The 23,439-nt window shown below is 52.5% G+C and carries 19 protein-coding genes and 1 pseudogene; 15 read left to right on the top strand and 5 right to left on the bottom strand.

Annotation, left to right across the window (positions count from 1 at the left end; translation table 11 throughout):
- Positions 1-230: 230 nt before the first annotated feature.
- On the bottom strand, positions 231-1,040 hold the full coding sequence (locus tag RC74_RS01305; protein WP_179946752.1) for a hypothetical protein: 810 nt from the start codon (positions 1,038-1,040) through the stop codon (positions 231-233).
- A gap of 69 nt (positions 1,041-1,109) precedes the next feature.
- Between RC74_RS01305 and RC74_RS22475 the strand changes: the two genes are divergently transcribed.
- From RC74_RS22475 to rpsD, 3 genes are all read left to right on the top strand, one after another.
- Entirely contained in the window at positions 1,110-1,337 is a 228-nt protein-coding gene (locus tag RC74_RS22475) for a lipid A-modifier LpxR family protein (RefSeq protein WP_169798705.1), read from the top strand.
- 88 nt (positions 1,338-1,425) lie between these two features.
- Entirely contained in the window at positions 1,426-2,520 is a 1,095-nt protein-coding gene (locus RC74_RS01300) for a Hint domain-containing protein (RefSeq protein WP_039004417.1), read from the top strand.
- 177 nt (positions 2,521-2,697) lie between these two features.
- On the top strand, positions 2,698-3,318 hold the full coding sequence (rpsD, locus tag RC74_RS01295) for a 30S ribosomal protein S4 (protein ID WP_039004416.1): 621 nt from the start codon (positions 2,698-2,700) through the stop codon (positions 3,316-3,318).
- A gap of 57 nt (positions 3,319-3,375) precedes the next feature.
- Here rpsD and RC74_RS01290 read toward each other — a convergent pair whose 3' ends face one another.
- Positions 3,376-3,837, bottom strand: coding sequence for an Lrp/AsnC family transcriptional regulator (locus RC74_RS01290; RefSeq protein ID WP_039004540.1), 462 nt, complete (start codon positions 3,835-3,837; stop codon positions 3,376-3,378).
- A 101-nt stretch (positions 3,838-3,938) separates the two neighbouring features.
- On the opposite strand from RC74_RS01290, the gene RC74_RS01285 reads away from it, so the two are divergent.
- The 4 genes from RC74_RS01285 (at position 3,939) to RC74_RS22830 (ending at position 8,507) form a co-directional block, all read left to right on the top strand.
- A complete protein-coding gene (locus RC74_RS01285; protein ID WP_039004415.1) occupies positions 3,939-5,369 on the top strand; it encodes an aminotransferase class V-fold PLP-dependent enzyme in 1,431 nt (476 codons plus the stop codon).
- Between the two features lie 128 nt (positions 5,370-5,497).
- Positions 5,498-6,613, top strand: coding sequence for a histidinol-phosphate transaminase (gene hisC, locus RC74_RS01280; RefSeq protein WP_039004414.1), 1,116 nt, complete (start codon positions 5,498-5,500; stop codon positions 6,611-6,613).
- A complete protein-coding gene (locus RC74_RS01275) occupies positions 6,610-7,554 on the top strand; it encodes a prephenate/arogenate dehydrogenase family protein (RefSeq protein ID WP_039004413.1) in 945 nt (314 codons plus the stop codon). Before hisC ends, RC74_RS01275 begins: the two co-directional genes overlap by 4 nt.
- Positions 7,551-8,507, top strand: a complete 957-nt coding sequence (locus tag RC74_RS22830) for an extensin-like domain-containing protein (RefSeq protein WP_039004412.1) — start codon at positions 7,551-7,553, stop codon at positions 8,505-8,507. The genes RC74_RS01275 and RC74_RS22830 overlap by 4 nt, the downstream gene beginning before the upstream one ends.
- A 3-nt stretch (positions 8,508-8,510) precedes the next feature.
- On the opposite strand, the gene RC74_RS01265 is transcribed toward RC74_RS22830, so the two are convergent.
- Complete coding sequence (locus tag RC74_RS01265) at positions 8,511-9,470, bottom strand: DUF2125 domain-containing protein (protein WP_039004411.1); 960 nt, start codon at positions 9,468-9,470, stop codon at positions 8,511-8,513.
- Positions 9,471-9,533: 63 nt separating this feature from the next.
- Here RC74_RS01265 and RC74_RS01260 point away from each other — a divergent pair, with 63 nt between their 5' ends.
- The 3 genes from RC74_RS01260 (at position 9,534) to RC74_RS01250 (ending at position 13,430) form a co-directional block, all read left to right on the top strand.
- On the top strand, positions 9,534-10,088 hold the full coding sequence (locus tag RC74_RS01260; protein ID WP_039004410.1) for a gamma-glutamylcyclotransferase: 555 nt from the start codon (positions 9,534-9,536) through the stop codon (positions 10,086-10,088).
- A 69-nt stretch (positions 10,089-10,157) separates the two neighbouring features.
- A complete protein-coding gene (locus RC74_RS01255) occupies positions 10,158-11,342 on the top strand; it encodes a hypothetical protein (RefSeq protein ID WP_039004409.1) in 1,185 nt (394 codons plus the stop codon).
- A 3-nt stretch (positions 11,343-11,345) separates the two neighbouring features.
- Positions 11,346-13,430 (top strand): peptidoglycan -binding protein, encoded by a 2,085-nt coding sequence (locus RC74_RS01250; RefSeq protein ID WP_039004407.1) that lies wholly within the window; start codon positions 11,346-11,348, stop codon positions 13,428-13,430.
- A gap of 985 nt (positions 13,431-14,415) precedes the next feature.
- Here RC74_RS01250 and clpA read toward each other — a convergent pair.
- Both clpA and gloB read right to left on the bottom strand, forming a co-directional pair.
- Positions 14,416-16,737, bottom strand: a complete 2,322-nt coding sequence (clpA, locus tag RC74_RS01245) for an ATP-dependent Clp protease ATP-binding subunit ClpA (protein WP_039004406.1) — start codon at positions 16,735-16,737, stop codon at positions 14,416-14,418.
- 273 nt (positions 16,738-17,010) lie between these two features.
- A complete protein-coding gene (gene gloB, locus RC74_RS01240) occupies positions 17,011-17,775 on the bottom strand; it encodes a hydroxyacylglutathione hydrolase (protein ID WP_039004405.1) in 765 nt (254 codons plus the stop codon).
- A 74-nt stretch (positions 17,776-17,849) separates the two neighbouring features.
- Here gloB and RC74_RS01235 point away from each other — a divergent pair.
- The 5 genes and pseudogenes from RC74_RS01235 to atpD all read left to right on the top strand — a co-directional run bounded on the left by RC74_RS01235 (position 17,850) and on the right by atpD (position 23,401).
- Positions 17,850-18,607: pseudogene (locus tag RC74_RS01235) on the top strand (class I SAM-dependent methyltransferase).
- Positions 18,608-18,955: 348 nt separating this feature from the next.
- Positions 18,956-19,516, top strand: a complete 561-nt coding sequence (locus tag RC74_RS01230) for a F0F1 ATP synthase subunit delta (protein WP_039004539.1) — start codon at positions 18,956-18,958, stop codon at positions 19,514-19,516.
- The gene (gene atpA, locus RC74_RS01225; RefSeq protein ID WP_039004403.1) at positions 19,516-21,054 is read left to right on the top strand and encodes a F0F1 ATP synthase subunit alpha; all 1,539 of its coding nucleotides are present in this window, start codon (positions 19,516-19,518) and stop codon (positions 21,052-21,054) included. The genes RC74_RS01230 and atpA overlap by 1 nt, the downstream gene beginning before the upstream one ends.
- A gap of 29 nt (positions 21,055-21,083) precedes the next feature.
- Entirely contained in the window at positions 21,084-21,953 is an 870-nt protein-coding gene (locus RC74_RS01220) for a F0F1 ATP synthase subunit gamma (RefSeq protein ID WP_039004402.1), read from the top strand.
- 17 nt (positions 21,954-21,970) lie between these two features.
- Positions 21,971-23,401, top strand: coding sequence for a F0F1 ATP synthase subunit beta (atpD, locus tag RC74_RS01215; RefSeq protein WP_039004401.1), 1,431 nt, complete (start codon positions 21,971-21,973; stop codon positions 23,399-23,401).
- The last annotated feature ends 38 nt before the right edge of the window (positions 23,402-23,439 follow it).

Genomic DNA, 23,439 nt, shown 5'->3' with positions numbered 1-23,439 from the left:
TGCATAGTAGGCAGAAACAGGAATAGTCTTCTCAAAAAAGAGCAATAGTGTGCGCAAGGCCTGTCAAGAGCTCAGTTTCTTGATGAGGGAGAAGTCTGCTCAATACTTTCTGATTGAATAACATCCAGTTGGCATTCGAAGGACCTCGTTGGGGTTTGAAGAATGCCAGCTGGATTTTTTATTCGAGGGCCGAGCATCTGTTGTCATCCAAATGGATCTCTAACAGCGCGTCAAGAATGGGAGCTGCCTTTAATGCGGTGAGGCTGGCGCACGATGTCATTCTCTTCCAATGCCGCCCATTCATACAAAAGGCCATAATCCAAGCCGTCTGGGCTAAATGCAGTTACTTGGGATTTGCGAAGTGTGGCGTTTAAGGATTGCCAGCTCTGACCCAGCAATATCGCCAGCTCCCGTAGCGTGACAAAATGTTCTTTGAAAGCAACAACGTCCTTCTCTTGCATGTAATGTTGCTGAGCAAGGGTTTTCGGATTTCGGGCGAAGGTTGCTGGCGTGTGTCCCTTCTTGATCAAGCGTCCGGCTTGAGGAGGTTTGAGGCCGACGGAGCGTGCGAATGCGTCGATGGTCATCCCCGGTGCATCAGGTCGATCCAGAAGACTCTCGAGCTCCTCAAAGTGAACGAGGATGCTGGCGTAGTCATTTTTGCTTTCCAATTTTCCAATACGGGTGAGCCGTCCCTCGGCAATGAGTTCGACTATTTGTCCCGGTCGGATCTTCGATCGCTGGCTAGCTTTGGCCAAATCTACCCATTGCTGCCGGGGTATCAGCACCGTTTCAGCACCGCGTAACAGGCCATTGATGAACGAACGCGCTTGCGCAATGTCCCACAATGGCTTGTGCCCAGCGGCTGAGAGGGTGGGAGAAAAATACCCGTCTTTCCGAAGTAACTCGAATTGTGAACGCGACAGGCTCAGCTCGCTCTGTAGATCTAACGCGCTAACTTGCCGGTTGAGGTTGTTCAGAAAAGGGGCCGCGAGATCTGCGCCGAAGACATCCCATCGATCATCGCCTTCGTCGGGCAAAATGATCTTTGGCTGCGGGATGTGGGCACGGGGCAGCCTTACCGAGCTACGTTTGAGCGCGCATATGGGGTGTCCTTTCTTGTTGGTGGCGACATCGCTTTTGTCGAAAGCTCGCAATATTTGCCGTCTCAGGATGGGATAACCCTAAACCAAAATCGCGTGCGGGCACGTGCTGGGGTACAATGGCAGGGCGAGAGCCATCCGGTTTTCTATGGACTTACCTATTTGGGCAAAGAATTTGACGAACAAAGCGAAGGTCAGGTTGTTGGGTCTGTGGCCCTTAGGCGACGCTTTTAGGTGAAAGATAGTTTACGTTCTTCCCAAAAAGATTCACTGTGTGCTAGAAATTAACGAATAATTAAAAAAAGAGCAGGCATACAGGCATATGAAAACGGGCTTTAAGGGCACGTTTGTCATCACTTGGACGCAAACCGCAATAGACGGCGAGAACGCTGCAGATGTGGATGCGTTAACGGTAGGCGCCAACTGGCGTTGGAGCGGAACTCCTGTGCGGGTCGATGGCCCTCAGGGCGTATTGCGCCTTCACGAAGCCAAGGGATCGGCAGACCTCAGAAAACGTGCAGCACGCATGGTACAGCGCCTTATGGGCGATGCGGTAGATGCGACAAGAAACCAGAATATTGATGATATCGAGGGCCAAGACATCTCTTTGGATAACGGATTTACCGTGACTGATGGCCGTCGAACATACACCGTGACGATGATTGAAATCGCGGCATCGCCTCGTCCGCTTTTGATGTTCTTGGACGAAGTGCCCCCAGCGGATACTGATTTATGGATTGTGCACCGTGTGTTGCGCGATGCACGACACCAGCAAATGTCCAATACCCCTACGAGTTGTATGATTTGTTTTGCTGCGGGAACCTTGATCCGCACAGAGGACGGCCCCCGTCTGGTTGAAAGCTTGTCTGTGGGGGATAGCATCCAAACAAAGGACAACGGGTGTCAGCAAATCCAGTGGATTGGGGCACGGCGCATGACGGGCGCGCGCCTTTACGCGATGCCGGAATTTCGCCCCGTGCGTATTCGTGCCGGCGCGTTGAAAGATGATGAACCCGAGAGTGATCTTTTAGTGTCACCAAATCACCGGATGCTTGTGAGTGGTCCCGCGGCGCAACTCTTGTTTAATACATCAGAAGTTTTGGTCGCCGCGAAGGACTTGATCAACGACCTGTCGATCACGATTGACCACAAGGTGCGCGAGGTGACCTATGTGCACCTCATGCTCGAAAGCCATCAAATTGTCTGGGCAAACGGGGTTCAAAGCGAGAGTTTCCATCCTGCAAATATGGCGCTAGGGGTGATAGAAGATAGCCAGCGTGTGGCGCTTTTGGAGGCATTTCCAAACCTCGCTTATGATACGCACGGGTATGGTGAATATGCGCGGCGCAACCTGTCCGCATCTGAAGCCGCAATTTTGCAGCACGATAGTGGGAAATTCCCGCGTCTAGCCCATTGACTCCACATTCCCAGCTTATATAAGCCTCAAGTTCCCGGCTCTCGTAGTCGGGATATTTCTTTGGTGTTTGAGACTCCCGCAAGGGATGTTCTGTCGCCGAGGGGCCTTTCGGGGTTCGTCGGAAAGGAAAGCACCTTTCACTAGCTCGGTTTCGAGCGCACTTGAAAGGATCCAGTCGTGACTAAACGTACGTCTGCCAAACATAAAATCGACCGTCGCATGGGCGAAAACATCTGGGGCCGTCCTAAATCCCCAGTAAATCGTCGCGAATACGGCCCCGGCCAACACGGTCAACGCCGTAAAGGTAAAATTTCCGACTTCGGTACACAGTTGCGCGCCAAGCAGAAGCTTAAAGGCTACTACGGCGACCTGACCGAAAAGCAATTCCGCCGCATCTATGGCGAAGCTGAGCGTGTAAAAGGCGATACAGGTGAAAACTTGATCGGTCTTCTCGAACGCCGCCTCGACGCCGTTGTTTACCGCGCGAAATTCGTTGCAACAGTTTTTGCTGCACGTCAATTCGTGAACCACGGCCACGTCACAGTGAATGGCAACAAGGTTAACATCCCGTCCTACCGCGTTAAAGAAGGCGACGTGATTGCCGTACGTGATCGTTCGCGTCAAATCGCAGTTGTCATCGAAGCCACACAATTGTCTGAGCGCGATGTGCCTGACTACATGGACGTAGATCACAACAAAATGACAGCGACATTCGTTCGCACGCCAACTCTTGGCGATGTTCCTTACCCAGTTGTAATGGAACCAAACCTTGTTGTGGAATTCTACGCGAAGAACTAATCTTCGCCACACCAGAGTATACGAAATGGGCTGCCTTCGGGTGGCCCTTTTTGCTTTCTACAGGGGAAGGGCGCGTCCTTCGGCTATGCTTTCCATCGCGAAATAACTGGTGACGCCATCCAGTTCGACCCCCTCGATCAAGCGTTGATAAACCTTATCATAGGTATCCATACTCTCGGTCACGACCTTGAGTTGATAGTCGTAATCGCCGCCAATTCTGTGAAAATCCACAACCTCTGGAATGGTCAGCACGTGCCGTCTGAAGTCTCGCAACCACTCCGCTGAGTGATGACGCGTGCGCAGCATAACGAAAACCACGAGCGTGAGGCCGAGTTTGCGCCGGTCAATCCGCGCGGTCGCGCCTTGCAAAACACCGTCCTGCGTCATGGCTTGAATGCGTCGCCAGCACGCATTTTGCGAGAGGCCTACTTTTTCGGCAATTGCGCGCTGGGAAAGCGTCGAATCGCGTTGTAATTCGGCAAGGATGCGGCGGTCAATTTGATCTATATTTTTTGCAATCATGTGTCATCTGACACAAAAAATCATGGAAATGCAATGAAATTTGGGTAAAATATGCCGCAATCATGGGGTATTTATTGGCTAAGTAGTAAGGAAGTATAATGCCACTCACCTCATTTAAGCATGCCATAGATTTTTCAGACCCGATTGCCGCTTTCCGAAATGGGTTGATCGGGGAGGGCGTCATGATTCCGGGCCTCAATGGCGACGTGCCGCTGGTCTATGCTGACTACGTTGCATCGGGACGTGCCTTGCAACAAGTCGAAAGTTTTATGCTTGAGGAAGTCCTGCCATATTACGCAAATTCGCATACGGAGGCGTCCTATTGCGGGGCGTATATGACAAAATTGCGCGCGGCAGCACGGGCGGAGATCGCTCGATTGACGGGGGCAGGTCCCGACTGTGCTGTGGTGTTTTCCGGATCGGGGGCGACTGCGGGGATCAACCAGCTTGTGTCCCTGCTTGGCGTGAATGAAGTCAAGAAAGCCGTCGTATTTGTTGGTCCCTATGAGCACCATTCGAACATCCTCCCATGGCGTGAATCTGCGGCAACGGTCGTGGAAATTCCCGAGGCAAGCACCGGTGGTCCCGACCTTACGTACTTGGAAACGGCTCTCGAAACCTATGCCGATTTCGACCTCAAAATTGGGGCGTTCTCAAAGGCGTCGAACGTAACCGGAATTTTGACGGACGACGAGAAAACGACAGGGCTGCTTAAATCGCACGGAGCCTTGGCTGTTTGGGATTATGCGGGCGCTGGCCCCTATGTTTCGATCGATATGGGGCAGGGGGATTTGGCCAAGGATGCCGTGGTGATTTCGCCACATAAATTTGCGGGAGGACCGGGGTCGTCGGGTATTTTGGTGCTCCGTCGCGCCAGTGTTGTGCGGGATAAGCCAAGCCGTCCCGGAGGTGGGACGGTTGATTTTGTTTCGCCTTGGGCGCAGGCATATTCTCAGAAGGTCGAGGCGCGCGAAGAGGCTGGAACGCCGAATGTCCTCGGTGATATCCGCGCAGCCCTCGCTTTTTTGGTTAAGGAGCGCGTAGGCTATGCTCTGATTTCAGAGCGTGAAACGAAATTTTGTTCCGCAGCGATGGCCGCATTTTTGGCGCATCCACAAATTGAAGTTTTGGGGAATATGACCGCAAAGCGGCTTCCGATTTTCAGTCTGTGTATCACTGATTCAAAGGGTGCGCCGATCCACCAGCAATTGTTTACGCGGATGTTGTCCGACGTCTATGGCATTCAGGCGCGTGGCGGATGTGCCTGTGCGGGCCCGTATGCGCATCGATTGTTGGGGATTGAGCGTCCGGAGTCAGAGGCTTTGTTGGCGGCAATTCGGGGCGGTGAAGAGCTTAGGAAACCGGGCTGGGTGCGTTTGAATTTCAGCTATTTGATGGCGGATGAAACTGCGCATAAAGTCATTCACAGCTTGATTGAGCTGGCGGAAAATGCGCAGGAATACATGGAATATTACCAAGCTGACGCAGCGACCGCGCGCTTTGTGCCACGGGTAAAGCGCGCAAGCTAGAATAGTGGCCCCGCGGCCACGCCTTCTGACAATCGTCAAGTTTTCCACTGACCTTTGCCCTAGCCGCAATTTGCGTATGGAAAAGCTTGGGCTGGCTCGCTAGAACCAGCCCATAAGGGGAGCCTATTATGAGTGCCACTATCCAGCCACAGCCAGGTATTTTGCAAATTGAACTCTACAAATCGGGGAAATCCGCAGTAGAGGGCATGGAGCATGTGGTGAAACTGTCCTCCAATGAAAACCCTTTGGGTGCGTCGGATGCAGCAAAAGTGGCCTACGCGCGCGAAATGCACAGCCTCAATCGCTACCCCTCTTCCGATCACATCGAGCTGCGCACCGCCATTGCACAAATCCATGATTTGGACGCGGATCGCATCATTTGCGGCGCGGGTTCGGATGAGGTCATTACCTTTTTGTGCCAAGCCTACGCCGGGCCAGGCGACGAAGTGGTTTACACGGAACATGGCTTTTTGATGTATCCGATTTCGACTCTTGCTGTGGGCGCAACGCCCGTGAAAGTTGCCGAAAAAGAGCGTGTTGCGGATGTGGATGCGATCCTTGTCGCTTGTACGCCCAAGACCAGACTAGTTTTTATCGCGAACCCGAACAACCCAACGGGAACGATGATCAGTGGTCGTGACATGGCACGGTTGGCGGCAGGTATTCCTGAGCAAGCCCTTCTTGTGATTGACGGCGCCTATGCCGAATATGTTGAGGGCTACGACGGCGGCACAGCGTTGGTTGATAAGCTCGACAATGTCGTGATGACGCGGACGTTTTCCAAGATCTACGGGCTTGGTGGATTGCGGGTTGGCTGGGGCTATGGTCCACGCCACGTGATCGAGGTTCTTAACCGTATTCGCGGCCCCTTTAACCTTTCGTCGGCGGGGCTTGCTTCGGCCGAGGCCGCAGTACGTGATGTCGGTTTTGTCGACAAATGCCGTAAAGAAAACGCGCGGATGCGCAAATGGCTCACCTTAGCTTTGTTGGAGCTTGGGATTGAATGCGATACATCTTTTGCCAATTTCATTTTAGCGCGTTTTGCCGATGAAGAGCAGGCCGAAGCTTGTAATCAGGCCCTCGCAAATGAGGGGCTGATTGTGCGTCAGGTCGCAGCCTATGGATTGCCAAATTGCCTGCGGATCACCGTGGGGGATGAGGCGTCTTGCCGCCGTGTCGCGCACACCATTTCCAACTTTTTTAACGCAGTCCTTTCCGAACCGACGATTGAAGGCCCGCAATGAGCGGTTCGGCACCACAGCGCGCACCGGTTTACGGCAAGGTCGCCCTCATTGGATTGGGCCTGATTGCTTCGTCGCTTTTTTGGGCAATGAAACGCGCAAATCTCGTGGGCACCGTAACAGGATACGCTCGGAGCCAAGAAACAAGAGACACGGCGCGTGAAATCGGATTGTGCGACGAAGTTTGTGACAGCGCCGCCGCAGCTTGTGAAGGGGCAGACCTTATTGTGCTCTGCGTGCCGATAGGCGCAATGGAATCCGTCGCACAGGAGATTGCTCCCTATTTGAAAAAGGGTGCGACCGTTACGGATGTTGGCTCTGTGAAGCGAGCGGTTATCGACGCTGTTGGCCCCCATATTCCAGAGGGCGTGCATTTCATTCCGGGCCATCCTCTTGCAGGGACAGAGCATTCCGGCCCGCGTTCGGGCTTTGCCGAACTCTTTGATAATCGCTGGTGTTTGCTTGTTCCCGTCGAAAACTCCGATGCTGCCGCCATCGCGCAATTGCGCGCGTTGTGGGAAGGTGTGGGATCAAATGTTGAGGAAATGGACGCGGAGCACCACGATCTTGTCCTCGCCGTAACCAGCCACGCGCCCCACCTCATTGCTTATACAATGGTGGGGGTTGCCGACGATCTGCGACGTGTTACCGACAGCGAAGTGATTAAATACTCGGCGGCAGGTTTTCGCGATTTCACCCGCATCGCCGCAAGTGATCCGACCATGTGGCGCGATGTGTTCCTCAACAACAAAGAAGCCACGCTTGAAATCCTTGGGCGCTTCACCGAGGAACTGTTTGCGCTCCAACGCGCAATTCGAACCGGTGATGGCGACCATTTGTTCGATTATTTTACGCATACACGCGCCATCCGACGTGGTATTATCGAAGCAGGGCAGGATACGGACGCCCCAAATTTTGGGCGCGGTAAAAAGGACGTAAAATGAAGTTACTTGGAGCAGGAGTACTTGTCGCATTGTTGGCCAGTGCACCCGTGGTCAGTATTGCCAATGCTCCAACACAGTCGCTTCGGCCCCTTTCTCGTCCGACCGAAGGGGTGGTTTCTAAGACGTCGCCCGTGTCGTCGGAACCGCGGTTGATGCTGGTTCCTGTCTATTACAGTGCCTCCGTACGCCCCGTTCCGCGGCCCGTTGCGCTTGGGGGAACCGCCCCCTTGAAAAAATCAATTCCTATGACCAAAGTTGTCACAAAGACCACTGTCACAATGGTCGCGTCAAAATCCGCCGTTGAACATTCGCTGCGACCTTTGTTACGGCCTGAGGGGCGTATCGTTACGAAATCACGCGCAACGACACAGCAAGAAGTTGTGACGCTCGCAGCAGTGAAAGCGCCACAATCCGTCCCGACCAGCAATAAGGGATCAATTTGTGGAAGCAGCAGAATTCGCGGCCAAACCATGAGTGCCATTCCGGGAAAAATCAAAGGCTGCGGTGTTGAAAATCCTGTATCCGTAACTTCCGTCGCGGGCATTCCCCTTTCGAGAGCCGCCACAATGGATTGCAATACAGCCATAACATTGCACAATTGGGTGGAAAAAGGCGTAAAACCCGCCGTCGGACGCCTTGGCGGCGGGGTCGCACGCATTGACGTTATTTCGGGGTATAGCTGTCGCACGCGCAATAACCAAAAAGGCAAAAGAATTTCAGAGCACGGCAAAGGTAAAGCCGTCGATATTTCCGGTATCACTCTTGCAAATGGCGTCTCAATTTCGGTCCTAAAAGGGTGGAACAGCAAGGCTCAAGGCAAGCTTTTACGCGCCATGCATCAGTCCGCCTGCGGCCCCTTCGGGACAGTGCTCGGCCCTTCCGCCAATAGCTTTCATCGTGACCATTTCCATTTTGATACCGCCAAATATCGCAGCGGATCGTATTGTAAATAGCCGTTAGAACGGCGGGATAAAGCCAAGGGGTATGAAGCCCAAAAAGATATTTCCACGATTTACCGTGATGGGCGCATGAATATCGGTTGCGGAACCACTTGTGGATGCGAGGCCCTTTAACACCGTTTTAACCATGTGCGATTGTTCAGTGGGAATCGCACCAAGCCCGTCCAGCATCGCAAACCCATCTTCCCAGTTAGGCGTCGAAAACGTGAGCGAACCCGTTGCGAAACCCTCAGAATCAAAGGCTAGCGCACCAGATAGAGTGATATTCACTTTCCCTTGCGAGAGCGAAAACTGGTTGAGGGTGAGTGCTGCGAGTTTCGCGGGCACTTCGCCTCGACCGAGGGCAGCGTCAAATTCCAGATTGGTGTCAAGCACTACGGTTTCAATCGAAACGGTGCCTGTCGGATCCATTATCGATGGTAAAGAGACATCAGACATCTTCCCTAAGAAATCATGAGAAAAGGGCAGAATACCTTGACGAGAAGCCGCCGAAATCGCGCGCGATCGATAGGTCGTGCCCGCGTTCAAGACAACTTTAAGGTCCTCGCCGGTCAATTGAAATCGGTTGAGCGCCAGAGTGGAGTTGGGTTTTACAACGAGGCTTGCCCGAAGGTCCGACGTTGAAATCTGTGCCGAGATACCCTGATATTCAATCAGTTGTTCGTGGGGCCAGACGGCGATGATGTGATAGGGCTTATAACTCAAGGCAAAGATTTGAAAAAAAGCAGCTTTCCATCGAAGCCCCGAAAGCGTGAAAATATCGATATCCTTGATTGTCGTATCAAACCGGTTTGGGAAACCCGCCGTATTCAAGCTGGAATACGTGATTGAATTCCCTGCGTCGGTGGCGTCTTCAATGGCAGAAATCGCAGCTTTTTCCACCGCATTCGCGCCGACAAACCAATAGCCGCCCCAGAGAATCGACACGATAGCCAAAAGCCAAACAAAAAACCGCATATCTGCCCTTTCAAACATATACTGTCTGTTGTTTATAAGGGGGAGCGAGAAAGGACCAGTGCAATGACGGACACGCCCCTTTGGGTTTTTGGCTATGGCTCTCTGATGTGGAGGCCTGGTTTTAAGTACAAAAACCGCCAAGTCGCCCGACTCTCGGGGTACCAGCGCAGTTTTTGCATGTGGTCCATTCACTATCGTGGAACCGTTGAGAGCCCTGGACTTGTGCTGGCTTTGGATCGGGACGAGGCTTCCAGTTGCCTTGGGTTAGGGTTTGAGGTCGCCGCACAAGACGCGGCCGATGCCCTTGAATACCTGCGGGAACGGGAGTTGATTTCCTCGGCCTATCTTGAAGTCGAGTTGCCGATGGACCTCAAGGATGGGCGGCGTGTAACTGCGGTGACCTACGTTATCAACCGCGAGAACAACCAGTATTGTGGTGGGATTGATTTGCAAAAACAAGCGCAAGTGATCGCGCGTTCGCACGGGGTCATGGGCCCCAACGTGGAATACCTGAAAAATACCGCCGAGCATTTGCGTGAATTAGGGATCGTTGACGCGGATATGGAATGGTTGGTAGCACAGGTTGACAAAGGTGGCGGCGAATCGAGTGATTATTGATAAATTTCTAGTAAATCCGGCAGCTTGCCCTTACTCTAAACACAACAAAAACAGCGTCAGGATGTCCAAATGGACTTTATAGATCGCGAGGCCGAGCCGGAATTTACCCTGCCTACCCGCCAAATTACTCTTATGAGTGTGGTTCTGGCCATCATGATGGTTGGGGCATGGTTTGCGTTACCACGCATATTGCCGCTTTTCCTCGCAAACCTTTGGCTAAATGGGTTCATTTGCTTTGTGTTCTTCATCGGGGTCTTGGCATGCTTTTGGCAAGTCATTCAACTTTATAGCTCTGTGAATTGGATCGAAGGTTTCGTGGTCAACCGTGCCGGGCACGAGATCGTGACGCCGCCGCGTTTGCTCGCGCCCCTTGCTGCACTTTTACGATCACGCGGCGCGCGAATGCAGATTAGCTCGACATCCAGCAGTTCCATTCTGGACTCCGTGGCAACCCGCATTGATGAGGCGCGGGATATAACGCGTTATATCGTTAACCTTCTGATTTTTCTCGGACTTTTAGGAACGTTTTACGGCTTGGCCACCACGGTTCCTGCCGTAGTCGACACCATCCGATCCCTCGCGCCACAGGAAGGCGATACGGGCGTTAAGGTTTTTGAAAAACTTATGAAGGGGCTTGAGGCCCAGCTAGGCGGTATGGGGACGGCATTCTCGAGTTCGCTTTTGGGGCTCGCGGGCTCTCTTGTTGTTGGGCTTTTGGAGCTTTTTGCGGGCCACGGTCAAAATCGCTTTTATCGCGAGTTGGAAGAATGGCTTTCAACGATTACTCGACTTGGTTTTTCTTCGGGAGAAAGCGAGAGCGGCGGCGATGCAGGCCATACCGCGGTTGTGTTTGAACATATGGCTGACCATATGGAAGCGATGCGCGCAATGTTCACACAATCCGAGGCAAACCGCACCCTCGTAGATGAGCGGATTGGCACTCTAACCACGGCAGTTGAAAGTCTTGCTAGGAACATCGAGCGCGGCCCAGAAAATTCGGCAATTGAGCGTATGCTGCAGGGACAAGAACGTTTGATCGAAACCCTTCAATCGAATGAGGATGAGGCGGGGTCTGGTGGCGGGAACTCCGATGCCGAAAGTCGGATGCGTTTGCGCTCAATCGACGTTCAATTGCTGCGCATCCTTGAGGAAATAAGCGCAGGACGACAGGAGTCGATTTCGGATTTACGCACGGATATTGCGGGTTTGACCAACGTCATTCGGGCGGCGACAGCGCCGTCGCAAGAGGGGTAGATTGTGGCCTTAAGTCGGCGCACAGGGCAACGTTTTCAAGGGTCGATCTGGCCCGGATTCGTGGACGCGATGACGGCCCTTTTGCTGGTGTTAATGTTTGTCCTCACCATTTTCATGGTGGTCCAATCGGTCCTGCGCGAGACAATTTCTGGACAGGAGACAGAACTTGATGAACTCACGTCGCAGGTTCTAAGTCTTGCGGAAGCCTTGGGTCTTGAGCAAACAACCAACCAACAATTGCAAAGTGAAGTCGTTCGACTTTCTTCAAACCTGCTCGATGCCCGCGATGCGGCAGATATTCAAGCAAGTATGATCGCGTCTTTGACAGTGAAAAATGATGCGCAATCGGTGGAAATTTCTGCACGCAAGGCAGCAATTGCCAGCTTTGAGGCGCAAGTTGCGACGTTGTTGGCGCAACGGAACAAGGCTCTGGCGGATGGCACGGCGTTGGCAACAACATTGAGTGAAGCCGAGCAAGAGAAAGCACTGCTGATTTCCGAACAGGAAGCGTTGCAATTGGCACTAGCGAGTGTTCGTGAAGAAGTCGACCAAGGGGCCGAGGCCGCCAGGCTAGCCGCCGCAAAACGCGAGGCTCTAGAGGCGCTTATCGCGGATCTACAAGTTGAAAGCGCGCGCGAGAAAACGAGTTTGGCACAAACTTTGGCACGGCTTGCGGAGCAAGAAACCTTGAATGCAGGGTTGTCGGACGGGCTTTTGGAAGCCCAATCCAAGCTGGACGCAGTGGAAGCTGCACGACTTGCGGAATTAGCCGCGGCCGAGGCTTTGCGACTCCGACTCGATACTGCAGCGACAGCACTGTCCGAGGAAGAAGCCGCGCGTTTGGCGGAAGCGGCCGCGGCCCAAGCGTTGCGGGATCGATTGGCGAATGCCGACGATGAGATAACCGCGATGAGCATGGCTCTTGAGGCAAAGCGGCAAGAGGCCGAGGATACGCTCACATTGCTTGCCGCCGCAAATGATGCGCGTGGCGATTTGGATGAACGTTTAGCGGCAGCGCTGGCTGCAAAAATTTTCGCCGATAAAGGCTTGAGCGCGCAGGGGGCTGCGGCGCAAACGTTGGAAACTCAATTGGCTGCGGCTTTGTTGGCGGCACAAAACTCTGATGACACCCTAGAGAATACCAAAGAAAAACTGGCCAATGCAGAGGCTTCTTTGGCGCTCCTGCAGGAGAAGTTGGCTCAAATTGGCGCGGATGAAGACGATATGCAAAAACGCCTTTTGGCGGCATTAGCCGCAAAAAGCGAAGTTGATGCAAACCTCAACACAATCATGACAGAAGCCGAACAGCGCAGCGCATTGCTCAAAGTTGCGAATGATCGGCTTTCGGCGAAGGAAGCTGAATCCGCCGAAAGTCAGAGAAAAATGGCTGTTTTGAATGAGCAGGTTACGCAGTTGCGCGCTCAATTAGGTTCGTTGCAAAGCGTGTTGGATGCTTCCGCGGCAATTGATGGCGAGTCCAAAATACAGCTTCAGGCCTTAGGCTCACAACTCAATCAAGCCCTTGCCCGTGTGGCGAGCGAAGAGAAAAAACGCCGCGCTCTTGAAGAGGCGGAGCGCAAGCGACTCGAGGCCGAAGCGGAAATTCTCAAGGCCGAAACAAAAAATTTGGCACGATACCGTTCGGAGTTTTTTGGTCGACTGCGCGATCTTTTGGGTACGCAGGAAGGAATGCGTATCGACGGCGACCGGTTTGTATTCTCTTCCGAGGTTTTGTTTGAAACTGGCGCAGTCGAACTTTCTGAGGAAGGCAAGGGCGAGGTTGCGAAAGTCGCGGCGATCTTGAGGTCCGTCGTCGATCAGATTCCCCCGGAAATCGATTGGGTTATACGCGTGGATGGCCACACGGATGACACACCCCTTTTGAGCAACGGGAAATACAGCGATAATTGGGAGTTGTCACAAGGACGCGCCTTATCTGTGGTACGTTACTTGGTCGACGCATTGGATATTCCGCCCAGCCGTCTCGCGGCAAATGGGTTCGGCGAATACCAACCTGTCAACACTGACGACACGCCTGAAGCCCGTGCACAAAATCGGCGAATTGAACTCAAATTTACCGAGAAATAGGTGGGGTTCAAAACAAGTTTCCTTAGATCTTGATTTTTGTTCCCTGACTGAACCGTATCGCGGTTTGGGTGTTTTCCTGTATGCCATTTTTCGGCGTTGGCCTCAGTCAACTTTCCGGCGCTGCAGGCACGGGCTAGGATCTTCCGCAAATTGGCTTGGCCGCAAAACATGATATCAAATAAAGATGCATCCCTTTCTCGCGGGTTTCGGAGAAAAAACTACCTAAAAGACTGGCCGCCTTGGGGTGTTTTGGGAGCCATCGAAAAGCCCGCATGTACTTGCGAATATTTAAGGACCGAGTTTGTTTCACCGCTTGGAATAATAACTGCTGAGTTTTATCCCGCTAGATTGCGCGGGTACTGCACTTTTCTAGAGGCTTTATACGATTTCTGGCGACTCAACTGCACGCTGGTCATGTGTAGTATTTGTAGAGACTATCTGTCCTCCTTTTTTATGGACGTGTCAGGCAAAATCAACGCCTCCTGCATTTCTGCCCTGCCTGACTTCGCAAGTTCTGGCGGTGTCGTTTTCAAATTTGAGGCAACATCCCCCATGTTTCCTTTGGCGTTGCCGTTTTGGTGCAGTCAAAGTGAACATGTGGAAGCAGGGTATTTATAGAAAGGTCCCAAAACAATCTGAGGAACTTGTTCAACAGGGGCGACGACATTTCCTTACGTTATTTTACAGTGAGGCGCATGCCCAGAAAATTGAACTCTCAAAATCTAGAGATACTAGAGTATGAAGGCAATTGTCGCGTTCCTTTCATTTAGGTTTTCTATACACCAATAATTTTTTAAACCCCAAGAAGACAGCGCGCTGCACTGGGGGGGAAAGCGCATTGGCTTTCGAAGGAAAGGCCGCATAAGGCGTTGGGAGTTTGGAATGTAAACGCGACGAGTCCAAGCTACGCAAAGATTATAAAAACTGGTCCTCAACCATCACGGGGATGGCTGAGGATTAGAGAATTAACCTTTAAAGGACTGCATTATTCTGCTGTAAGAAGCGGCGGTTTTTTAGAGGAAAGTTTAGGGGCTTCGGGCTTGAAAACCTGAAGATCAATTTTCCCATTTTTAATTCCGACTTTCACCAAACCACCTTTGACCAGCTTTCCAAAGAGCAATTCCTCGGCCAATGGTTTCTTGATATGCTCTTGAATCACGCGACCAAGTGGTCGTGCTCCCATTTTGTCGTCATAGCCAGCTTCGGCGAGCCATTCTGCAGCAGGGCGCGTTAGTTCGATTGCAACGTTTCGATCCAAGAGTTGGGCCTCAAGTTGCAGAACGAATTTTTCGACAACTTGCAGGATGATCTCTTTGCCCAACGGCGCAAAGCTGACGATGGCATCAAGACGGTTGCGGAATTCTGGAGTGAACATGCGTTCAATCGCAGCGGTATCCTCGCCTTCTCGTCGGTCACGGCCAAATCCAATGGCAGCTTTGGCTTGATCAGCGGCCCCAGCATTTGAGGTCATAATCAGGATCACGTTGCGGAAATCCACCGCGCGACCGTTGTGGTCAGTCAGTTTGCCGTGGTCCATCACTTGAAGCAGGATGTTGAAGACATCCGGATGCGCCTTTTCGATCTCATCAAGAAGCAAGACACAATGCGGGTGTTGGTCCACACCATCCGTGAGCATGCCGCCTTGATCGAAGCCGACATATCCGGGAGGGGCGCCGATTAGACGGGAAACCGCGTGTTTCTCCATATATTCGGACATGTCGAACCGAAGGAGTTCAACACCAAGGATATCCGCAAGTTGGTTGGCAACTTCGGTTTTACCCACACCCGTTGGACCTGAAAACAGGTAGTTCCCGATGGGCTTGTCTGGTTCGCGCAGTCCCGCCCGAGACAATTTAATCGCGGACGCGAGCGTTTCGATGGCTGGATCTTGGCCAAAGACAACCCGTTTTAGTCCCTTTTCAAGATCGCGCAGAATTTCGGCGTCATCTTTGGACACATTCTTAGCTGGAATGCGGGCGATTTTTGCCACAACCGCTTCGATTTCCTTGACGCCAATTGTTTTGCGACGACGACTTTCTGGAATCAGATGCTGTGCGGCACCCGCTTCATCGATCACGTCGATTGCTTTGTCCGGAAGCTTGCGATCGGCCATATAGCGCGACGAAAGTTCGACAGCTGTTTTGATCGCATCGGAGGTGAAGCGCACATCGTGATGTTCTTCAAAATAGGGCTTCAACCCTTGCAAGATTTTGATCGCATCTGGAACTGTTGGCTCGTTCACGTCGATCTTTTGGAACCGACGTGAAAGCGCGCGGTCCTTATCAAAGTGTTGACGGAACTCTTTGAAGGTGGTCGACCCCATGCAGCGCAATTTCCCGCCCTGCAACGCAGGTTTAAGCAAATTGCTCGCGTCCATAGCGCCGCCAGACGTCGCTCCAGCCCCGATGATTGTGTGGATTTCATCGATGAATAGAATTGCGTCTGGATGGTTTTCCATTTCGGTCATGACGGCTTTGAGGCGCTCTTCAAAGTCGCCGCGGTAGCGAGTTCCGGCCAAGAGCGCGCCCATGTCGAGCGAATAAATTGTAGCATTCGCCAAAACTGCGGGCGTTTCACCTTTGACAATCTTGCGGGCCAAACCTTCTGCAATCGCTGTTTTACCCACACCGGGGTCGCCAACCAAAAGCGGGTTGTTCTTGCGACGACGGCACAACACTTGAATGCAACGTTCGACTTCATGAGCACGACCGATCAGAGGGTCGACTTCGCCCTTGGCTGCTTTCGCATTCAAGTCGACACAATATTTGGCAAGTGCGCTGTCTTTGGAATCGCCTTCCTCCGCGAGCGGGATGTCCTCATCGGTCTCAGGGGAGCCAGTAACGGGCCGTGCTTCGCCGTAGGCGGGGTTTTTAGCCACACCATGCGCGATGTAATTTACGGCGTCATAGCGAGTCATGTCTTGTTCTTGGAGGAAGTAGGCCGCATTAGATTCGCGCTCGGCGAAAATCGCAACAAGTACATTGGCCCCTGTCACTTCGGTGCGACCCGAAGATTGAACATGGATGGCCGCGCGCTGAATGACGCGTTGGAAGGCCGCCGTTGGGACGGCTTCGGAGCCTTCGACGCTTGTTTCTAACGAAGAAAGGTCGTCTTCGATGAATTCAAGCAATGTGGCGCGCAGTATATCGAGATCAACATTACAGGCGCGCATCACCTGAATGGCGTCAGGCTCATCAAGAAGCGCAAGGAGCAAATGCTCCAATGTCGCTAATTCGTGCTTACGTTCGTTTGCTAAACCAAGAGCGCTGTGGATCGCGGCTTCGAGCGTATTGGAAAATGAGGGCATTCCACTTTCCTTTCTTTGAGATTGCAAACACCAGTATCGGTGTCCTGTTCTTATAGATTTCGGTTTTCTGACGCAGTCTTCAAGTGCAAACACCAAACTTCCCGAATATTTCTCAGTTTCACACCGAGTTGTTACCTTTCAGCTAAGAAAAAGCGTGATTTTTGATATCACATCACCTTTTTTCGATTTCCACGGGGACAACAAGTTTGGCCCCGCACAAGCGCGAGTCGTAAGTTGAGGTCACCGCAGGGGTAGTAAGCACTGAGTTGGGACCTAGAAACCGTTTCTCCGCGTACGGAGTTCGGCGAAAACCTCGACGTTCGAGGCCTCCTGTAAGTTGAGCGTAGCGCGAATGTGGGCGTCTTCATATCGTAAAAATGGATTGGTCGCACGTTCTTGACCCAAAGTTGAGGGAATTGTGGGCAATCCCGCGTCCCGCGCCGCTGAAATCTCGGTGATACGGGTGATCAGGGCGGTGTTTTCGGGATCAACCGTTAGTGCGAAATTTGCATTGTGGGCGGTATATTCGTGTCCCGAATAAAGTAGAGTCGTATCTGGCATTTTGGCAAACTTTTCCATGGAGCCGAGCATCATTTCCGGCGACCCTTCAAACAAACGCCCACATCCCATCACCATCAGGCTGTCGGCGGTAAATATCGTGCCGGTCTTGCGAAAATAAAACGCTATATGTCCGATTGTATGCCCGGACACGTCGAGAATTTGCACGCTTTCGCCGCATATCGTTAAGACACTGTTGTCCTCGACCGCCAAGGTGAGTGGGGGCAGGCGGTGAGCGTCGGCTTTGGCGCCGATAATGCGCGCCTTCCCGACAGAAAGCGCCTCAAGCCCGTCAATATGGTCCCAATGATGATGCGTGATCAGAATATCCGTCAGCGTCCATCCCTTTTGCGCGAGCACAGCCTCAATGGGCGCAGCCTCCGGAATGTCCACTAAAGCGGTCTCGCCAGTTTCGCTATTGTGAATTAAATAAGCGTAGTTATCTTTCAAGCAAGGGATCGTGACAATCTCGAGGGGCATGGCGTTTTGTGCTCGCTTTGATATGGTTCACGTCAGCTTTGCCGATTTTGGCCGCCGTTCCTAGGGGAAAAGATATGCACCTTGATGTGCGCGACCTGAAAACGTTCTACTACCGAAGCGCTCTGGGGCGGGCGGCGCAAAAGGCGATCCGCGATCAGGTGGTAGAGTATTGGCCCGAAGCCAAAGGGCAAACTGTGGTGGGTTATGGTTTTGCGGTGCCTCTTTTGCGGCCTTACTTGGGCGATGCTCGGCGCATTGTCGGTTTGATGCCGGGGCCACAGGGCGTGATGCCGTGGCCTGCAGGGCAAAAAAACGTCTCGGTTCTGAGCGAAGAAGTGAACTGGCCGCTGGATACAGGATCGGTCGACAAGCTCGTCCTCCTTCACGGGCTTGAAACCAGCGAGCATCCGACCGCATTGCTTGAGGAGTGCTTTCGCGTTTTGGGGCCCGGGGGCAAGGCGCTCTTTATCGTGCCCAATCGCGCGGGGCTTTGGTCTCGTAGCGATCGCACGCCTTTTGGGTTTGGGCGTCCCTATTCGTTGATGCAGCTCGAATCACAACTCAAAATGCATCACTTTTTACCTGAGCGACACAGGGCGGCCCTCTTTGCCCCCCCTCAAGCAAACGTTTTTGGCTCAGAACCGCGCCTGTCTGGGAAAAGACAGGGCGAAAAATATCGTCCTATTTGGCGGGTGGGGTTTTAATCGTCGAAGCCACAAAGCAAATCCAAGCGCCAACGCGTCCTGGCCTGCCTGTCGCATTTAAGAGGCCGCTGGGGGTTTTTGAAGGCATCAGAAAACCCAAAGGGCGGCCGGTAGGCGAAGGAATTTAAGGAGTTTTTGAAACTCTCCACAGTTTTTAAACATTAACGGGGCCAAATGACGCAGTTCTCCCATAGCGCACCGATTCATGGAATCAGATAAAGGGCTTGGAAATCTAATAAATCGCAGTCCCAATATGAGAAAAATACCGAAGATTTCTGTCGCTGTCAGCGCACAGCCCTGTTTCATGGGCCAATTGATATAGTGTAAACGCGTATAGAGTGTTGCGACGTGGCAATTGCTCTGCTACATCACAGCCGATTTCAACGCGTGTGTGAACATGCGTTACTTAGGCTGCCTCACTAAGTCCTGCATAACGCGGGGTACCGAAGGAGGCCCAGACTAGCGGAAGGGTGGACGTGTCCGAACCAGCTTCGATCTCCTCTGGCATTGCTACGCGCTATGCCACGGCCGTCTTTGACTTGGCCAAAGAAGGCAAAAAACTCCCAGCCCTTGAGGCTGATTGTAACGCGTTGGAAAGCGCACTTAGTGACAGCGACGATTTTGTGACTTTGATTTCTTCACCCGTGTTATCGCGTGACGAGCAAAGCAACGCTGTGACTGCTATTGCCAAAGCAATGAAACTCTCGCCTATCGTGTCTAACACGCTGGGTCTGATGGCCGAAAAGCGTCGCCTTTTCGTGCTGCCCCAATTGATCACGGCTCTGCGTACGCGGATTGCCGATGAGAAGGGGGAAGTCACCGCCGAAGTGACGGCAGCTAAGAAGCTGACCAAAGCTCAGGCAGACGCGCTTGCCAAAACGCTTAAGGCGTCAGTTGGCAAAGATGTCATCGTGAATGTTGCCGTGGATGAATCCCTCATCGGCGGCCTTATTGTTAAGATGGGCTCAAAGATGATCGACACGTCGATCTCCTCTAAGCTCGCTAACCTCCAGAACGCAATGAAAGAGGTCGGATAATGGCTATCCAAGCTGCCGAAATTTCTGCGATCCTTAAGGACCAGATCAAAAACTTTGGCCAAGACGCCGAAGTGGCCGAAGTCGGCCGAGTATTGAGCGTTGGCGATGGTATCGCTCGCGTTTATGGGCTTGATAATGTTCAAGCTGGTGAAATGGTTGAGTTCCCTGGCGGCATCGTCGGGATGGCTTTGAACCTTGAAGCAGACAACGTTGGTGTTGTTATCTTCGGGTCTGACCGTGACATCAAAGAGGGTGACCTCGTTAAGCGGACAAACTCCATCGTGGACGTGCCTTACGGCGACGAATTGTTGGGGCGCGTTGTTGACGGCCTTGGTAATCCGATCGACGGCAAAGGCCCGATCAAAACAAAAAATCGCGCTGTTGCGGACTCCAAGGCTCCGGGCATTATTCCCCGTAAGTCTGTTCACGAGCCAATGGCGACTGGTTTGAAATCTGTTGACTCGATGATCCCCGTTGGCCGTGGCCAGCGCGAATTGATTATTGGTGACCGTCAAACAGGTAAAACAGCGATCGCGCTCGACACGATCCTGAACCAAAAATCTTACAATGAGGCCGCTGGCGACGACGAGAGCAAAAAGCTCTACTGCGTTTACGTTGCGATCGGTCAAAAGCGCTCCACAGTTGCTCAGCTTGTTAAAAAGCTCGAAGAAACTGGCGCGATCAAATACACAATCGTTGTGGCTGCGACGGCTTCGGATCCTGCCCCTATGCAGTTCCTTGCGCCATATGCTGCGACTGCGATGGCGGAATTCTTCCGTGACAATGGCCGCCACGCTTTGATCGTTTATGATGATCTTTCCAAGCAAGCCGTGTCCTACCGTCAAATGTCCCTCTTGCTGCGTCGTCCTCCCGGACGTGAAGCTTACCCAGGCGACGTTTTCTATCTTCACTCCAGACTTTTGGAGCGGTCTTCGAAATTAAACGAAGATAACGGTTCTGGTTCTTTGACGGCGCTGCCGATTATTGAAACTCAAGGCGGCGACGTTTCTGCGTTTATTCCGACGAACGTGATTTCGATCACCGACGGTCAGATTTTCTTGGAAACTGAATTGTTCTACCAAGGTATCCGTCCAGCGGTTAACACTGGTCTCTCGGTTTCGCGTGTTGGGTCTTCCGCACAAACAAACTCGATGAAATCGGTGGCTGGTCCGGTTAAACTTGAGCTTGCTCAGTACCGTGAGATGGCTGCCTTCGCACAGTTTGGTTCCGATCTCGATGCTGCAACTCAGCAATTGCTGAACCGTGGTGCTCGCTTGACCGAATTGATGAAGCAGGCTCAGTATTCGCCCCTTACAAACGCAGAAATCGTTTGTTTGATCCTGGCGGGTACAAAAGGGTATCTGGACAAAATCGCAGTGAAAGACGTCGGACGTTTTGAGGCGGGACTTTTGTCTCACCTACACAGCAAACACGCTGACATCTTGAAATGGATTGCTGATGAGGACCCCAAAATTAAGGGGGACGCAGAAGCCAAGATTCGTGTCGCACTCGATGAGTTCGCTGCTAATTTCGCCTAGTATTTTCGCCTTAGGATAGGATTGGATACATGCCAAACCTGAAAGACCTAAAAAACCGGATCGAAAGTGTCAAATCGACACGTAAGATCACCAAAGCCATGCAGATGGTTGCCGCGGCGAAACTTCGCCGCGCGCAAGATGCTGCAGAAGCTGGTCGCCCTTATGCAGAACGGATGAATTCCGTTCTGGGTGGCCTAGCTGCGGCGGTTGGTGGCTCGTCCTCCGGTCCGAAGTTGCTCACGGGTACGGGTTCAGATCAAGTTCACCTTTTGGTGGTCATGACGTCTGAACGCGGTCTCTGTGGGGGTTTCAACTCTTCTATTGCCAAGCTGGCCCGCGCAAAAGCTCAGGAGCTTCAAGCGGCTGGTAAGACGGTCAAAATCTTGACTGTTGGCAAAAAAGGGCGTGACCAGCTCAAACGCGATTTCGCGGGCTCTATGATCAGCCACGTTGATCTGTCCGATGTTAAACGTGTTGGCTATGTCAATGCTCACAAGATCGCGACCCAAGTTCTTGACCGCTTTAATGTCGGTGAATTTGATGTCGCAACGATCTTTTATAGCCGCTTTGTAAACGTGGTGACCCAAGTGCCAACAGCACAACAGGTGATCCCGGCCTCGTTTGAAGAAACGAGCGAAGCATCAACGCTCTATGATTATGAACCCAGCGAAGAGGCGATCCTTGCGGATCTCTTGCCGCGTGGTGTGGCCACACAGATTTTCGCCGCTCTCCTTGAGAATGGCGCATCTGAGCAAGGTGCTCGGATGTCTGCAATGGACAACGCAACACGTAACGCGGGTGAAATGATTGAAGACCTGACCATTGTGTACAACCGCTCGCGTCAGGCCGTCATCACCAATGAGCTTATCGAAATCATTTCGGGCGCTGAAGCGCTCTAAAGGACCGGAGAAACAAAATGGCAAAAGCGAAAGCTACTGGCAAAATCACAGCTGTGATTGGCGCCGTTGTAGACGTTAAATTCGAGGGCGATCTGCCTAAGATTTTGAACGCTCTTGAGACAGTAAATAACGGCAACAAGCTGATCCTCGAAGTGGCTCAGCACCTTGGCGAAAACACTGTACGGACAATTGCGATGGACGGAACAGAGGGCCTCGTTCGCGGCGCTCCTGTGACGGACCTTGGCGAGCCGATTTCGGTTCCCGTTGGCCCCGCAACACTTGGCCGTATCCTGAACGTCACCGGCGATCCCGTTGATGAAAAAGGTCCGGTCAAAACGAAAGAGCGTCGCGCGATTCACCAGCCTGCGCCTTCTTTTGATGAGCAGGCGACGTCTTCCGAGATGCTCGTAACAGGCATCAAGGTTATCGACCTTCTCGCGCCTTACACCAAAGGCGGCAAAATTGGCCTCTTCGGTGGTGCGGGTGTTGGTAAGACAGTTTTGATCATGGAATTGATCAACAACATCGCCAAAGTGCACTCTGGCCTCTCCGTATTTGCGGGTGTTGGTGAGCGGACACGTGAAGGCAATGACCTTTACCACGAGATGATCGAATCCGGCGTTATCGTTCCTGATGACCTCGAAAAATCGAAAATCGCGCTGGTTTATGGCCAAATGAACGAGCCTCCCGGTGCGCGTATGCGTGTTGCTTTGTCCGGTCTCACAATTGCTGAGCAGTTCCGTGATGAAACAGGTTCCGATGTTTTGTTCTTCGTGGACAACATCTTCCGCTTTACGCAAGCGGGTTCCGAGGTTTCGGCCCTTCTAGGTCGTATTCCTTCCGCTGTGGGCTACCAGCCAACATTGGCGACCGACATGGGCGCGATGCAAGAGCGTATTACATCGACCAAAGCTGGTTCGATTACGTCGGTGCAAGCCGTATACGTTCCTGCGGATGACTTGACTGACCCTGCGCCAGCCACGTCGTTTGCTCACCTTGATGCGACAACGGTTCTTGACCGTTCGATCTCGGAAAAAGGCATCTACCCTGCGGTGGATCCCCTTGGTTCGACATCGCGCTTGCTTGACCCGCTCGTTATTGGTGATGAGCACTATAAAGTTGCGACAGACGTTCAACAAATCCTTCAGCGCTATAAATCGCTGCAAGACATCATCGCAATTCTCGGCATGGACGAGCTTTCTGAAGAAGATAAGCAAACCGTTGCTCGTGCGCGTAAAATTGAACGCTTCTTGTCACAACCTTTTGACGTTGCGAAAATCTTCACCGGTGCAGACGGCAAACAGGTTCCGCTCGAAGATACAGTATCTTCGTTCAAGGCTGTTGTTGCTGGCGAATATGATCACCTTCCAGAAGGCGCCTTCTATATGGTTGGTGGCATCGATGAAGTGATTGCAAAAGCCGAGAAAATGGCTGCTGACGCTGCTTAATGTAACGGGTTTTTGGCGGGTTCCGGCCCGCCAAACAA

Origin of the sequence: Falsihalocynthiibacter arcticus, from assembly GCF_000812665.2 — a bacterium.
GTDB classification, from domain to species: Bacteria; Pseudomonadota; Alphaproteobacteria; order Rhodobacterales; family Rhodobacteraceae; genus Falsihalocynthiibacter; species Falsihalocynthiibacter arcticus.
Note: the sequence above shows the minus strand (reverse complement) of the source record. Positions and strands in the feature narration are given on the sequence as shown.

What these genes read in the sequence shown, in the direction of transcription:
- RC74_RS01300 (WP_039004417.1), top strand. Translation starts at nt 1,426, where the DNA reads ATGAAAACGGGCTTTAAGGGCACGTTTGTCATCACTTGGACGCAAACC.
- RC74_RS01285 (WP_039004415.1), top strand. Translation starts at nt 3,939, where the DNA reads ATGCCACTCACCTCATTTAAGCATGCCATAGATTTTTCAGACCCGATT.
- hisC (WP_039004414.1), top strand. Translation starts at nt 5,498, where the DNA reads ATGAGTGCCACTATCCAGCCACAGCCAGGTATTTTGCAAATTGAACTC.
- RC74_RS01275 (WP_039004413.1), top strand. Translation starts at nt 6,610, where the DNA reads ATGAGCGGTTCGGCACCACAGCGCGCACCGGTTTACGGCAAGGTCGCC.
- RC74_RS22830 (WP_039004412.1), top strand. Translation starts at nt 7,551, where the DNA reads ATGAAGTTACTTGGAGCAGGAGTACTTGTCGCATTGTTGGCCAGTGCA.
- RC74_RS01265 (WP_039004411.1), bottom strand. Translation starts at nt 9,470, where the DNA reads ATGCGGTTTTTTGTTTGGCTTTTGGCTATCGTGTCGATTCTCTGGGGC.
- RC74_RS01260 (WP_039004410.1), top strand. Translation starts at nt 9,534, where the DNA reads ATGACGGACACGCCCCTTTGGGTTTTTGGCTATGGCTCTCTGATGTGG.
- RC74_RS01255 (WP_039004409.1), top strand. Translation starts at nt 10,158, where the DNA reads ATGGACTTTATAGATCGCGAGGCCGAGCCGGAATTTACCCTGCCTACC.
- clpA (WP_039004406.1), bottom strand. Translation starts at nt 16,737, where the DNA reads ATGCCCTCATTTTCCAATACGCTCGAAGCCGCGATCCACAGCGCTCTT.
- gloB (WP_039004405.1), bottom strand. Translation starts at nt 17,775, where the DNA reads ATGCCCCTCGAGATTGTCACGATCCCTTGCTTGAAAGATAACTACGCT.
- atpA (WP_039004403.1), top strand. Translation starts at nt 19,516, where the DNA reads ATGGCTATCCAAGCTGCCGAAATTTCTGCGATCCTTAAGGACCAGATC.
- RC74_RS01220 (WP_039004402.1), top strand. Translation starts at nt 21,084, where the DNA reads ATGCCAAACCTGAAAGACCTAAAAAACCGGATCGAAAGTGTCAAATCG.
- atpD (WP_039004401.1), top strand. Translation starts at nt 21,971, where the DNA reads ATGGCAAAAGCGAAAGCTACTGGCAAAATCACAGCTGTGATTGGCGCC.